A 14,644-nucleotide genomic window follows, 5' to 3' on the forward strand; every position below is an offset into this window, starting at 1 on the left:
ACAAACATTTCCGATATTGATCCTCTATTTGTTTAAAGCAATCCGGGCACATATTTTTCGCATTTCTCGCGTAGAGCTTTCCGCATTTCGGACAATTCGCAATATTAAGGCTCATACCGTAATCCCTCGCTGAAGAAATTCATTATGTATTAAGAAAAGAAGCCGAACCGAGATTAGAGGAAGTTTGCTTGCTATGTGAGACAGGCCGTATAAAGTCCGAAACTTACTCTTTCTGACATTATAAGAAAACCTCTTTCGAGGCCAATTCTAAAGAAGCAAGACCGCGTTTAGCGGAAGTTTTTCTTGCAATGTCAGAAAGGTTATTTATGCTTGAAACTTACTCTTTCTGACATTATAGAGTACCATGGAAGGTTTGTACATCGGTTGATTGCAGCCGCCTAACGCGCCCACGTTAACCCATAGACGACAACCCCGCCACCTAACGCCGACTTGATTTCGTTCGCGCACCGGTTAAGTGTGCTGCCGGTAGTATAAACGTCATCGACAATAACAATATTGACGCTTCCCCCCGCGGACATATCCCGCATGCGGCGCAACCCGCCGGAATGCACCGCAAATGCGCGGTCGAGACTTTCCAGACGCTCTCTTCGGCTCTTGTAGCTTTGTTTCTCCGTATGCCGGGTCCTCTCCAATAATGAAACGAGCGGCAGCCTCTTTTCCCTGCTTAACCGCACCGCCATTCTTTCCGCTTGGTTAAAGCCGCGTTCCCCGAGTCTCCGTTCGCTTAACGGAACGTAACTGACCACCGTTGGCCGCTCGCCGGTCCCGGTTCGCGCCAGCTCGTCAGCCAACAGCCCGAACGCATAGCCGATCATATGCGAAAATAACGGTTCCAGCCGCTCATCTCCACGGTATTTATAACGAGCAAGCCACTCTTTCATCAACGCGTCGTACCGCACGGCACTTCGGTTGACGATTCTTTCTCCTTCTTGCCGCCGCTTGCAGTCGGGACATTCCTCGTACCTCCCGCACACCGGGCACATGATTTCCGCGATCCATGGAACAGCCCCGCAGCATTCCGCGCACAGTAATCTGTCAATTCCTCCGAAAGCCGCACCTGTACCTGAAAAGCTCATACGCTCTTGACTCCCCCCGCACCACAAACATTGCGGACTCGAAGGAGACAGCCATCGCTCCGCCTGCCGCAACCATCCGCTAATCCGACTCTGTCCGATCGCAATCACGAAACAAGATACCCCTTCTTCCGCGCCAGCGAATTCATGGCGCAAATTTGCCGGACCGCATCCCGCTGCGGCCTCGTCCATTCCGGCGCACAGAAGTATACGTTCCCTTGCGGGTCTTCCAGCTTCCGGCCGGCTCGCCCCGCCATCTGGATTAACGACGCGTCGTCAAATAAAGGCGTATCCGCATCCAAGATAAACACGTCGGTTTTCGGAACCGTTACCCCCCGTTCCAAAATGGTAGTCGTTATAATGACACGAATTTCTTTCCCCCGGAACCTCTCCACCTTGCCGGATCGCTCTTCATCCCGGGACGATGTGCCCTCAACGGTCACATCCGGAAATGCGAAACGAAGCGTCCGCACCAGCGGCGGAATGGAGCCGATGTGCGGCACGAATACGAATACTTGAGCTCCGCGCGTTAAACTCCGGTGAAGCGCATTCCGCAGCGCGTCCGGCAGCCCGTTCCCCGCAAAACGGCGTAAAGCGGGAATGCGGATACGCCGGGGTACTGGGAGCGGATGCCGGTGAAACCGGACGCATACCTTCGCATGCGCAAGCTTTCCGCGCCGCGCCAGATCTCGCAACGCTTTCGGCGGTGTGGCGGACAAGAGCACGAACTTTCCCCCGGGCCTGCAAACCGCCCTCGCAGCATACAACAGCTGTTCATCCCCATGGAATGGGAAAGCGTCAATCTCATCCACGACTACAAGATTGAACGCCTCGCGGAAACGAAACAGCTGATGAGTCGTCGCCAGAATAACACTCCCGCTCTCCCACCGATCGCGGCTTCCCCCGTACAGCGTCACGATACGCTCCTCCGGGAACGCCGCCTTTAACCTCGGCTCAAGCTCGAGCACCACGTCCTTCCTTGGAGTGGCGATCAATACGTTTCCTCCCCGGCCAAGCGCATCATCGATCAACGGAAACATCATCTCCGTCTTTCCCGCTCCCGTAACCGCCCACAGCAAGAACGAGTTGCCTCCGGCACCGAACTTCTCCCCTCCCTGCAAGAATTTCAAAGCCTCCCGCGCGGCTTCCGCTTGCGCGGCGCTTAACCCCCATTTCGCCTTTACATCGGCGCCGCCTGAATAGCTTCGAGGAACCCGCCCCCCATCCGTGCAGCCTCGTACTACCCCTTGCACCAATAACCCGCAAAACCTTACCCGGCCCATCGTCAAACACGCTTCGCAATACGGGCACTCCGTACCGCAGTGCGGACATAACGTGCGATGCAACCGTTCCTCCCCGCTGCCGCACCGGATGCATCGATACGGCGTCTTCCTTCCGCGCCCGTATCCGCCGCCGCCTAAGTTAAACGCCCCCGCAAACAGCCTCCGCCCAACAACCCGCTCCACACCTTGCAGCAGCTTTACATCTCCTTCCAGAGCGCCCCATTGAACGTAATAGAGCCATTCCTTCTCTTCCATCTCCAAACCTCGCGATAAAATAAACGGCTCCATCTCCTCCCGCAGCAAACACCTGCCCTTCAATGCCTCAACGAGCCGCAAGTACTTGCGCTGATCCCACCGCCGCAATAATTCGCCTGTCCCGCAAGATAACCACTCCCCCTCATCCTCGTTCGGCGCCAACCTCTGATTCTCCATATACTTCTCTCTCCACTCGAAAGCTTGTCCGAGCGACATTTTCACACGATTCCTTATCCATATCCGCCTTACCCCGTGCCTCCACCACCACTCCATATCCGCCTCGATCGACACGGAAACATGCCATCGCCAGCATTCTTCAAAATAAACACCGTAACCGCAACCTCTCATCCTGACCCCAGCCCCCCGATCCAAACAACAAAAAACACACTTCCCCGAGGATTCCCTCAAAAAAGTGTGCTTCACTATGTCCCATTATAACGCCGTGCAGCCGAACTGACAACCCTCAAACTAACAGCAAACTTGACAACGCTTCCCGCATTCAAGGCAGTGACGCCGCTTCCGCCGTTTCGTCTTCACCCGAAAACCCGCGAAGGCGAATTACCTGATCGACGCCTTGAGCCTCTTTCAGCCATCTCTCCGCCTCTTCCGCCGACGAAACCGATACAACGTTCCAGTGTAGCCGGGGATTCTGCACGAGCCGCGCAGCGATCCGGACCGTATCGTCGGTCGATCCTTCGTCAAGCACCGTCACGGACGTATTGCGTGCTTGTATCCAGCTCGTCAATGCGATCGAACGAAGATGCCACTCGATGGTCGAACCGGCGTGATTCGTCAGGAACACGATATGGACCGCCTCACGCGCAAACCGGCCATGCAGCAAATGCATGAGGCAGATCCCCAATCCGTAAGCGGCGGCAATGGCAAGCAGTTCTTCCACCATCGCTGTTCCCTCCTTATGTCTTCAACATATGCCGTCGAAGGAAAGGAGGTGACAGACGGGCCGCAGCGGTGGTTTATAACATAAGAATACACCTTTTCACGAGTGAAAAGGTGTATTCTTATGTTTCAAGAAAAACTTCATCTAATCGCGGTCTGGCTTCCTTGAAGGTACTTCGAAGAAGTTTTTCTTACAACGTAACCCAACCGTTCTTAATGGAAATGATTACCGCTTGCGTGCGGTCGTCGACGTGCATCTTCTGCAGGATGCTGCTTACATGGTTCTTCACTGTCTTCTCGCTTATAAAGAGATGATCTCCGATGGCCCGGTTGCTCTTGCCCTCGGCCATCAAGCGCAGCACTTCCGCTTCGCGCTTCGTCAACGGATTGTCATCCGTATGAACGAACCTCACGCCGAGCCCTTGCGCGAAAATCTCGCCCGTTACAGCCGTTTCCGTTTCGGCGTCCGCATCGGTCATACGGCGGATTTGAGAAATCAGCTTGCCCGTGACTCGCGGGTGAATGTACGCGTGTCCCAGCACAACGGTGCGGATCGCTTCGATCAACGTTTCCGTCTCCGTGTCTTTCAAGAGGTACCCGGAAGCGCCTTTGCGCAGCGTCTCAAATACATAGCTTTCATCGTCATGAATGGAAAGTATGATAATTTTCAAATCCGGCATCGATTGGTACAGCTGTTCCGTTACCTGGACGCCGTTCGCAACCGGCATGTTGATATCAAGCAATACGACATCCGGAGCAAGCTCCCGGCATTTATCCATTACTTGCTGACCGTCGCCGCATTCCGCCACTACCCGCATTCCCGGTTCCATATTCAATATCCTCTTCAACCCTTCGCGAAACAGCGAGTGGTCATCGGCGAGAATAATTCTTACTTCGGACATGCTGCCTGTACGTTCAAGCATGGTTACCATCCTCCCTCTGGAGTTCGCCGTACGGAACTTCAATTGTGATTTTTGTGCCAGCATTAACATTCGATTCGATCTCGATATTTCCTTCCAGCAGCTCGACCCGTTCTTTCATCCCGACGAGCCCGAAATGGTCGTTTCCTTCTTCTCTTAACTTCAGCGCCATCTTTGCCTTATCGAATCCGACGCCGTTATCTTGCACAACCACACTCACCGTTTCCGCTCCATATGTCAACTCCACGTGCACATATGAAGCTTCCGCATGCTTTACGATGTTGGACAGCGACTCTTGCACCAAGCGGAACAACGCGACTTCCAATCCGGAATTTAGACGCCGTTCTTTCCCTTTCACATCGAGCTTCGTTCGTATTCTGTTCTTCTCTTCAAAATCTTTGGTCAATTTGCGGATGGTCGGAGTCAGTCCAAGATCGTCAAGCGCCATCGGACGAAGATTAAAGATGATTTTCCGCACCTCTTCAAGCTCCGTCCGCACTTGCCCCTTCAACTCGCCAAGCTCGCCTTTTACAACATCCAATTCGCCCTTGGCAAGCATCCGCTCCGCAATTTCCGTCCGCAGTATGAGGTTCGCCATCGATTGTGCGGGGCCGTCGTGAATTTCCCGGGCGATTCTTCTGCGTTCTTCTTCCTGTGCCAAAATAATTTTCAACCCGAGCAGCTGCCGGTTTTTGGCCGATTCAAGAATTCGCGTCACTTGATTCAAATCGCCCGACAAATATTCAAGGACAACATTCATCTGAGAGTACAACACTTCAGCGCGTTCGATCGTCCGTTCGATGTTTCGGATGCGCTTTTGGACCTCGTCGCGCCGCAACTTCAAATTCGTTTCCTTCTCCCGGTTGACGGAAAGCTCCGATTGAAGCTGTGTGGCGCTCTCATAAGCTTCGCGAATATCCTTCTCGCCGAAATGTTGGAAATCTCGGCTGACCTCGACCAATCGCGCGCGGGAGCGGCGGTATTCCGATTCAAGCCGATCGACGTTGTTAATGGTCGCATCCAGCTCTTCAAAAATCTGCTGCAGCTCTTTTTTCAACGCCTCATGCTCGTTCCGGGCCGCTTCGCAAATTTCAAATATTTGATATTTGCTGCTCTCCATCACTTCCGTCGCGTTTTTCAGCACCCGTTCAATGGAATCTACTTGAATATCTAAGGCCGAACCTTCTCTCATGATGAAAAATGCCTCCTAAATGCTACTTCCCTTCATCAATCGTAATCTCCCGCGTTTCCGGCAGCCATTGGATGTTTAACCCGAGCCGTTCGGATACGACGCGAATAGGAAGCAGCGTTCTTCCTTTGCGAACCAGCGGCGTCACGTCCGATGTCACGCGTTCGCCGTCGGCGATCAGATCATTCTTCCCGAGCCATAATTCAACCAGATGAGAGCCTTTGCGTATTGTCACTTTCTTCTCCGCCGCAACATAATTTACGTTGCCTCCGAGCGCGTCGACGACGAACCGGACCGGTACGAATGTGCGCTCATTTTCTATTAGCGGAGGTTGATCCAGCTTCTGAGGCTGTCCCCCGACGGTCACGTCGCGCTTGCCGACCGTCATCTTCACCTGCACGCCTTGCTTCCCGGCACTCTCCGGATAAACGAGGCCAAGATTGTCAATGGCGATTTCTCCGCTCATTTGCGCCTTGCTCACAACATAGATGCGCTTTAGCTTTACCGCGCCCGTTCCGGTCAAGTCGACGGATACGGTCTTCCAACCGGTCCAATCCAACTTCTCGGCGAGTGTTTTGCGGATGACGTTGCCGTCTTTATCCGCAAATTCGGCACGCAACCATGCCGCGTTGCCGTCACTGTAGACATCGACAAGCACGGAACCCGGCTCTCCGGATAGCCCTATTCCATGTTCTCCGTTGAAGAGCGCGTAAGCCGCCTTATCGGTCGAATCGTCGCCGCCCGTAAAATCATACCGGAGCGCAAGCGATTTGTTTGGCGTGTTATAAGCATCAGTGATAGCTACGCTGCCGCTTGCCGTGTCCGGATAATTCCAGAACGTAATCGGCCACGGAACCGATTCGAAATCGGCAAGCGGTTTGATATTCGGCGCCTGAAATGCAAGTCGCGCGCTGTAACCGTCGTACCGGGCGATCAGCATCGCTTCCTTAGCGCCCTCAGTGAATCCGGTGAATCGAAACGCACCGGCCTCCATTACGCCCGAAGCGCCTGTTCTCTCCCATCGAACCAATTCCGGCGGAACGGTGCGTTGGCGGCCGTCCCGAAGCGTCGCCGTCACCGACAGCTGATAAGTGTTGCCGGAAATCCACCGCTCCGGCGGAATATCAGATGTTACGTCCAGCTTGACGATGGAGTTTGCGTCGGCAATTTCGATCGCCTGCGTTTGCTTCACCGCGCCGGATTTTACGGCGATTGTGGCGTTGCCCGCCGCCGTCGCCGTCACTTGGCCGGTTGGCGTAGCGATAGCATTGCCGTCGGCGACGCTCCAAACCGGTACCGAGGCAAGAGCGGACGGATCCAGCGGATTGTAGTGCGTGTCGTACGCTTTCGCCGAATAGGTTGCGGTTTCGCCTTTCCACAGCAACGTTGCTCCGCCGATAATGAGCCCTTGCAGTTCCCCTGTCGACGCCGTCGTGTACACTCCAATGCCGTTCACAACCTTGCGCATCGAACCGTCTTCCGGGTTGTTCTCGAGTTCGGCCCGGAACTCTCCAAGCGGTCTGGATACGATCGTCGTCGAACCCCCGCCGTCCAAATTCACCGCTCTCCACACGCCAAGCTTCACTAATATTTGCTGCAAATCGCTTAATTTGACGCCGCCTTTGCCCCCCGCTCTCTCCGCAACAACGAGAAATACGAATCTGCCGTCTTGCGAAAAGCCAGCCGCCGTGCGGGATCGCGTGTTATTGCCTCCGATCCCGCTCACGTCGCGGGAAAACACCGCCGGCTTTCCGTCTGCAACGAGAATGGTGTGTCCTCCGACCAACATTTTGAAACTGTCCTGCGTATACGATCCCGCCGCTGAGTTTATCGCTGTGAGAGTGTACGACGCTTCGAGCCTTTCTCCTTCTCTCACATTGGCCGCGATAAATTCGGCGCCTTTGCCGGATGTCCGTAAAATATAGCCGTTGGCCGGCGGCAATCCGTCGATCGGCGCGCCATAGGAAATCAGCTTCACGAAACCGTCTTCGACCAACACTTCCGTCGGCGGGGTCGGCTCGTTCTGCCCTCTTGTCTTGCTTCCCCAAGCGCCGGTGTACATTGCCATCGCATACCGTCCCGGCGTCTTATTGATCACCGAGAAGTCGAAGGTTTGCCCGTTGGCCGCCATTACCGTTCCTTTGAAATTAAACAACTCGATTACCGGTCTGTTGTCCTTCGTAATGCCGAAAGCGTACATTCCCGAAAATCCGGAACCCGGCATTGTGCTGCCCATTAACGTCCCGTTGCTGATTTGCGCCCCGAACGGCGACGATACGGAGTTGCGCGGATCGAAGAAGTCTGCGTTGACACCCGCAATGGCGCCGGTTTGGCGGCTCATATTCAACACGGTGTCTCGCTTCGGGAATTGTCCGGATTGTCCGGTCATGACATCCAATCTCACATATGGATTGGCAAGATCCGCTCTTATCACTTTCACAGGGGCCCCGTTCCACTGGTATTCCCTCAATATGACACCCGTGGACACTACTTCCTCCTGAAACAAAGCTAGTGTCGGGGCTGTAGTTGTTGTTGTTGTTGTTGTTGTTGTAGTGCTTTGTTCCACCGCTCCGTCAGATGCGTAAACCTTTTGCAGCAATGCTAAAGGCTGACCGGTCATCACCAAGCTGCTTGCCAACACTGCGGCCGCTACTCTCTTCCCGCGATTTTTTTTCCGATTCCCCAACATATCCGATGTTCTCTCCCGTCCATTAAACATATCTAGTATTTCTTACGTTAATAGACTCTTAAATGTTGGGAAAAGTTGCTCGGTATTTTATGGGTAACAGTTTTAGCGGCCTATTTTAACAATATTTTTTTACTATCTCACCTTCCTTCGCGACTCGATAGTCCCTTTTCCTATAACTTTCGTAATGGTCCTCCTCTTTCTGTCCGTCGTACGTAAAAATTATATCAAAAAATGTAGGTAATTATATCAATAATTTTGGGTATTATTTAGTATTACTAGGTGTTACGTAGTGCGGCTATGTCCTTATGCATAAGAATTGAGCATTAGTACCTTACATCCAAAGTAAGATAAGCTCATTGGAGGTCACATCCAAAGAAGCAGGACTGCGTATAGCGAGGAGGGCGTATATGCTTTAGCGGAAGGTTATATTGCTGCCGCATCGGGAGCGTTCGCTTTTTGGCAGCTACTTTCTATTGTCTCCAGGAAAGCAAGCAGCCTGCATCCATAAGTGAATCCGTTGAACGGTCTCTTGTTTCACTTCGGCACAACGTGGTTCATCTGTGAACCATGGTGTTTCACTGTGGAACAGAAGCACCACCCGTTCGAACGTCTCTTGCTCCGCTGGGCGAATACCGATGGGTACGTCGATTAGATGCAAAAAAATCCCGGTCGGGAGGCTTACTGCCTTCCGTCCGGAATTCGCCGATTCGGGTTTAAGTCTTAGACTCCTGCTTCGCTCTTTAGAACCGCAGCCTTATCGGTGCGCTCCCAAGGCAAGTCGAGGTCGTTGCGGCCAAAGTGGCCATATGCTGCGACTTGGCGGTAAATCGGGCGGCGAAGGTCGAGCATCTTGATAATGCCTGCAGGACGCAAGTCAAAATGTTTCCGCACCAAATCCACCAGCTTCTCTTCCGTCACTTTCCCGGTGCCGAACGTATCTACCGCAATAGAAACCGGCTGCGCGACGCCGATCGCATAAGCGACCTGCACTTCGCATTTGTCCGCCAAGCCCGCGGCAACAATGTTTTTGGCTACGTAGCGGGCCGCATAAGCGCCCGAGCGGTCCACTTTCGTCGGGTCTTTGCCGGAGAAAGCGCCGCCGCCGTGACGGGCGTAACCGCCGTATGTATCGACGATGATTTTCCGTCCGGTCAACCCGGCGTCGCCTTGCGGCCCGCCGATCACGAACCGGCCCGTCGGATTGATGAAATATTTCGTATTGCCGTCCAGCAAGCCTGCAGGCACAACCGGTTTGATCACATGCTCCATAATGTCTTGTTTAATGCGTTCAAGCGAAATTTCGTCAGCGTGCTGCGTAGAAACGACAATCGTGTCGACACGAACCGCTTTGTCTCCGTCGTACTCGATCGATACTTGCGTCTTTCCGTCCGGACGGAGATACTCGACAATGCCTTCTTTCCGCACCTCGGTCAGACGGCGGGACAGCTTGTGCGCGAGCGAAATCGGCAGCGGCATAAGCTCCGGGGTCTCGTTAACGGCGAAACCGAACATGAGTCCTTGGTCGCCGGCGCCGATCGCTTCGATTTCAGCGTCGCTCATCGTGCCTTCGCGCGCTTCAAGCGCTCTGTCCACGCCCTGCGCGATGTCCGGCGATTGCTCGTCAATTGATGTCAATACCGCGCAAGTTTGATAATCGAAGCCGTATTTGGCGCGGGTGTATCCGATATCTTTAATCGTGCTGCGTACGATGGATGGAATGTCTACATATTCGGAACGAGTGCTGATTTCTCCCGCCACCAGCACAAGACCGGTCGTAACGGAAACTTCGCACGCCACGCGGGCATTCGGATCGTTGCGCAAGAACGCGTCAAGTACGGAATCGGAAATTTGGTCGCAAATTTTGTCCGGGTGGCCTTCGGTTACCGATTCCGACGTAAACAGGCGACGTCCGCGGATAGATGTCATGAGATCTACCTCCTATAAAGAATATTTTGCTGCGCCGTGTAACAATCTATGCTTAGAAAGACGCAATGCATAAAAAAAGGACCTTTTCCGATAGGAAAAGGTTTCTAGCCTTTCGATATTTCATCTTAAAGCATTTGTCGAGAGGTGTCAATTTTTGTTTCAATCCACGTATCCCGCGAGGGATACGACTTGGTATTGGCTTATTGAAACACCGGAGCCCGCGTCTTTTTTCTCCGATGTTCCCTTGTGCAGTTATAAACCTAATAATTCCTTCTCAGCTCTACGGATAAGGTGCTGCGTAATTCGTCCGCCGACTGCGCCGGCGTCCCTGGATGCAATATGTCCCCAGTAATCTTCCCCTGACGAACCTGTACCGGACGATGCCGAACCAAGCTCAGCCGCAAACTCGGTATCTTCACCGTTGAATGCCGTACGGTTTCGTCCAACCGGCAATCCCAGTTCCGCGGCGAATTCGTATTTCAATGCATCCAACGCTTTGTGCGCTTCCGGCACGATTTGTCTGCGTTTCGCCGAACCTCTTGCCACAGCAGGTCACCTCCATGCTCGAGTTTTAACCCTCAATGTTGCATCGAATCGGGGTACCTATATTATGGCCCGGAAAGCTTCGGCTCAAGTGCATAACATCTTGTCAGCGCGGGCAAAATTTATGGAGTTGCCGGAAGCTGATTACCGTCTGCGCCGATATGCAGGTATGAGCCTTTAACAGTGACATAAACGTCGCCCTTAGCGCCTGCGTCCACCTTGAGCCCGCGCCCTTCCCTAGGTATCATTAGAAGATGGTTGTTCGGGGCTTGCGTACCGTTTTTCAAATCGGCGCCCTGGGTTAAATCCGGAATCCCGTTCTCCGTATTGCTGACGATCGTCGCTTTACCCGTTCGAACGATGAACTCCGTACCCATTCCGCCAAGAAGCGTTTGACCGGGCTTCAAGACGACCACTGTAAACGGAACACTGCCCGCCGAATCGCTGCCGGCGCCACCGCCTTCGCTCGGCTGGCCAACCGGCTTCCCGCTTAACGCTCTCTGGATCTGTTCATCGACATAACTCTTAGTCACGACCGGATCTTCCGACGAGCCGGGTTGTCCCGCCGGAGGTATACTATTAGCGAATGTTGTCAGCATCGAACCTATTAAAACGCCGCATCCGATAGCCGCAGCTGCGGCCGCTGTTTTTCCCCAACGCATATTATGACTTCCTCTCTTCTTCGCATTCTATTTCTTTGTTGCCTGAAACTTCTTGTGGGATCCTTTTTTACTTACCTGTTACTGGATCGCGTCTCTCATCCGGTCCAACGTACCATCGATGGAATCAAGCCGTGCATCCGTATAACGCTGCCATCCTTTTACCTCGGACTTGAAATCGCGCATTTCATTCTTGAAACCCCGGAGTTCGGCAAGCGTAAGTTTTTGATCCTGTTCGATTTTTATAAGCTTCTCGTCCACCGCATCGAACCGCCGATCCAATCCGTCGAGCTTCGCAATAATCTGTTTAAGCAATTCGTCCACCATCAACTTCCCCCGTTCATGCAATACTATTTTATATCATAACGAACAATGTCGGATTGTGGCAACAACTTATATCAAACCTATTTCTTGAGCATTAATTTCTATACGGGCAAGAGCAACTTTTGACCCCTTTTTAACGTTTTATATAGTGAGGAATTTATATCGTAGGAGGATTACTATGGACCAAAAACCAAAACGCAGCCAAGCAAAGGCGCTGAGCTATATTTTAGTAGCTTCCTTGTCTGCCGGCAGCATTGCGGGCATTCCCCCAAGCCTTGCCGTAGCAGCGGACGCCGTCAAATCGTCCGTGTATGTCGCTCCGGCTGCGGGCAAAGTTTCCCTAGGCGGTTCCAGCTACATAGAGTTGAAGGACGTCAATAAGCTCGGTCGCACCGTTCGATTTACCGTCTCGTTCACGAACGGCGGTTCGAGCGACATTAACTTTATCGATTACTGGGTGAAGCTTCGTTCGGCGACCGGCAGCCAATTTTCAGTTACTCAAGCGGAAAGCGATAAAAATAAAACCAAAATCGCCGCAAAGTCTACAGAAACTTTCACCTTCTATACAACGGTAGGGGATACGACGAAATTATCCGATCTTTCCTTTGATTTTATTAAGTGGGATTTTAGCCAGCCTTCGTTCCAGCGCACGTTGGGGACGATTCGTATTCCAGCCACGTACAAGACGGTCACTCCGGCCGGATCCGTACGATCGATGTTAATTGCCGATGTCTCCACAAAAACATCGATCAAACGTGTAAACACGGCCAAGACGGGCGATGAATATGTAACGAATCTCACCTTTGTATTTGAGAATACCGGTTCCAAGAGCTTCGTGATTCCTGCTTACGAATATGCAGTAGTAACTTCGGAAGGGCTTTCGTATCCGTTGAAAGTTACCGGATTGAAAGAAAACGAAAGCTTGCATCCGAGATTTAAGAAAGAAATTACGTTGAACGGCGAACTGCCGGCAACTGTGTCTAATAAGGGATGGCAGCTGGTGTTGTCCGAGAAGAAGGGCGAATCGTCCCCTATGCTCCCTGTATCCGCTTACTCACTCCCGGCGTCTTCCGGCGCGGAAACAGTGAACTCCGTTCCGGTTAACGGTTCCAAAGAGCTCATTATTTCGGATCAAAAGGTTCAAACGAAAGTGGAACAGCTCATCCGGAACGAGAACGATAAGAACTACTTGGCGACGGTCAGATTTTCATTCGTGAATCAAGGGAAAGAACCGGTGACGCTTCCGAAATACATATTCAAGATCCGCACATCTTCGGGACTGACGTATCCGGCTGCAGTCAACATGGAAAATATCCGGCTGGATCCTCTTGTGGAAAAAGAAGTGGAAATGAAAGTCACTATTCCGCTCACGGCGGAAGGCAACGGATGGAGACTTGTTATGGAGGAGCCCGTCGAATCAAGCACGACTGACGGGGATCAGGTCGCTTTGTTCGATCTTTCCAACGACAATGCATCCGGCTTGAACCAAGGCGCATCGTACGACTATTCCAATGATAACGGAACGTATAACGTAACGTTCAATAATGTCCAGCGTTTGCCTTGGGAAGATCAAGACATATTGTCGGCGAGCTTTACCATCGCCAACAAAGCAAACGGTTCCTTGCCGATTCCGGAGCTTCAGGGCTACTTTATGCTCGACGGCAAAATCAAGGTAGAAGCGAAGATGGTGAACAAAGACGCTTTAATAGCGGTTCAACCAGGTACATCCATCGGAACGATGCTGTATGGCAAAATTCCTTATACGTATGATTACAGCACGGTTGAGATTGTGTTGGAAGAGAAGAAGGATGAGAATACCGCTGTTAAAGTCGTGGAATTCAGTACCGACAGTAACGTCACCGCACTTCCGGTCATTGACTTGGGCAAATCGCACAATATCGAAGGCGCTGGCCGCTCTGCTGCCGTCTCCATGAGAAGCGTGCGCACGTACGAAGGCTTGGACGGCGGAAACCTGTTTACAGCACTTATCGACGTGAAAAATCTTGAGAAGCGTTATACGGATGTAACCAAGCTTGTCGGCCACTTCAAATCAAGCGACGGTCTGTTGTTCCCGGTTCAATTTACGGAATACAGCGGTAAAGTGGCACCTCAAGGAACCGCGACTTTGCTGGCATCCGCTTCGATTCCTGCATCCGTTAACACGGCAGGCCTGCAGTTGGTTCTCGGGGAGAGCATCATAGGCGGCACAACAGGCAACGGATCAACACCGTCAGCCGACGCGTACATGAATGCGGTAGACTACAAGTTGCCGGCTGAACCGGCTCCGAAATCAAACTTTGAAGACTTGACGCTGTTCCCTTACACCATCACGCTGAAAAATGTCCGAGCGCGCATGACCACAACCGAGAGATTCGCCTTTAGCTTTGACTATGAACTGTCGAAAAATTCATTCGTACAAAACGCTGACAAAGATCATAAGCTCACCATTGAATTGGTTGATAAGTCGGGCAGTGAGCTGTTGTCCAAAACGTTTACACTCGGAGATAATGATTCGGAAACGAACGACACAAGATTGGAACTCGGAAAGCACTCCAAGCTATTCGAAGACGATAACTCCACACTGTTTATTAAGCTGCAATATAGCTCTAATTTCGAAATACACGTGTATGACGAGTATGAGGGCGTTAGGAAGAAGCTGGCATCCATTCCGTTTGACTGGTACTCAAATCAATAGCGTAATAACATTAACCCGCACAAATAATTGTGCGGGTTTTTCTTTTCCATAATGATTATGTGAACTTGTGCACATTGATAAGGCACAGAATACGCCGCTCATCCTTATCAGAAACGGACGGACTCTTTTCTGCTTAAATCCATTGTTCGGGTTACCGTATCCTCGAAACT

The 14,644-nt window shown here is 52.1% G+C and carries 11 protein-coding genes; 1 reads left to right on the plus strand and 10 read right to left on the minus strand.

What is annotated here, in order from left to right; genetic code table 11:
- Positions 1-398: 398 nt before the first annotated feature.
- From JET16_RS13965 to JET16_RS14010, 10 genes are all read right to left on the minus strand, one after another.
- Entirely contained in the window at positions 399-1,097 is a 699-nt protein-coding gene (locus JET16_RS13965) for a ComF family protein (RefSeq protein WP_199616768.1), read from the minus strand.
- A gap of 104 nt (positions 1,098-1,201) precedes the next feature.
- Complete coding sequence (locus JET16_RS13970; protein WP_199616770.1) at positions 1,202-2,980, minus strand: helicase-related protein; 1,779 nt, start codon at positions 2,978-2,980, stop codon at positions 1,202-1,204.
- 151 nt (positions 2,981-3,131) lie between these two features.
- A complete protein-coding gene (locus tag JET16_RS13975) occupies positions 3,132-3,533 on the minus strand; it encodes a hypothetical protein (protein ID WP_199616772.1) in 402 nt (133 codons plus the stop codon).
- Positions 3,534-3,720: 187 nt separating this feature from the next.
- Positions 3,721-4,452 carry a response regulator transcription factor gene (locus JET16_RS13980; RefSeq protein ID WP_325176694.1) on the minus strand — a complete coding sequence of 244 codons (732 nt, stop codon included), beginning with the start codon at positions 4,450-4,452 and terminating at the stop codon, positions 3,721-3,723.
- Positions 4,445-5,641: a sensor histidine kinase gene (locus JET16_RS13985; RefSeq protein WP_199616774.1), complete on the minus strand. Its 1,197-nt coding sequence runs from the start codon at positions 5,639-5,641 to the stop codon at positions 4,445-4,447. The genes JET16_RS13980 and JET16_RS13985 overlap by 8 nt, the downstream gene beginning before the upstream one ends.
- Before the next feature lie 22 nt (positions 5,642-5,663).
- A complete protein-coding gene (locus tag JET16_RS13990) occupies positions 5,664-8,327 on the minus strand; it encodes a stalk domain-containing protein (RefSeq protein WP_199616776.1) in 2,664 nt (887 codons plus the stop codon).
- Positions 8,328-9,047: 720 nt separating this feature from the next.
- Positions 9,048-10,253, minus strand: a complete 1,206-nt coding sequence (metK, locus tag JET16_RS13995; protein ID WP_199616778.1) for a methionine adenosyltransferase — start codon at positions 10,251-10,253, stop codon at positions 9,048-9,050.
- A gap of 252 nt (positions 10,254-10,505) precedes the next feature.
- Positions 10,506-10,799, minus strand: a complete 294-nt coding sequence (locus JET16_RS14000; RefSeq protein ID WP_199616780.1) for a small, acid-soluble spore protein, alpha/beta type — start codon at positions 10,797-10,799, stop codon at positions 10,506-10,508.
- A gap of 119 nt (positions 10,800-10,918) precedes the next feature.
- Entirely contained in the window at positions 10,919-11,458 is a 540-nt protein-coding gene (locus JET16_RS14005; protein WP_199616782.1) for a hypothetical protein, read from the minus strand.
- Between the two features lie 78 nt (positions 11,459-11,536).
- On the minus strand, positions 11,537-11,782 hold the full coding sequence (locus JET16_RS14010) for a hypothetical protein (protein WP_199616784.1): 246 nt from the start codon (positions 11,780-11,782) through the stop codon (positions 11,537-11,539).
- 175 nt (positions 11,783-11,957) lie between these two features.
- On the opposite strand from JET16_RS14010, the gene JET16_RS14015 reads away from it, so the two are divergent.
- The gene (locus JET16_RS14015; protein WP_199616786.1) at positions 11,958-14,474 is read left to right on the plus strand and encodes a hypothetical protein; all 2,517 of its coding nucleotides are present in this window, start codon (positions 11,958-11,960) and stop codon (positions 14,472-14,474) included.
- Positions 14,475-14,644: the final 170 nt, after the last annotated feature.

The sequence above is a fragment of the Paenibacillus alkalitolerans genome (assembly GCF_016482785.1).
GTDB lineage: Bacteria > Bacillota > Bacilli > Paenibacillales > YIM-B00363 > Paenibacillus_AE > Paenibacillus_AE alkalitolerans.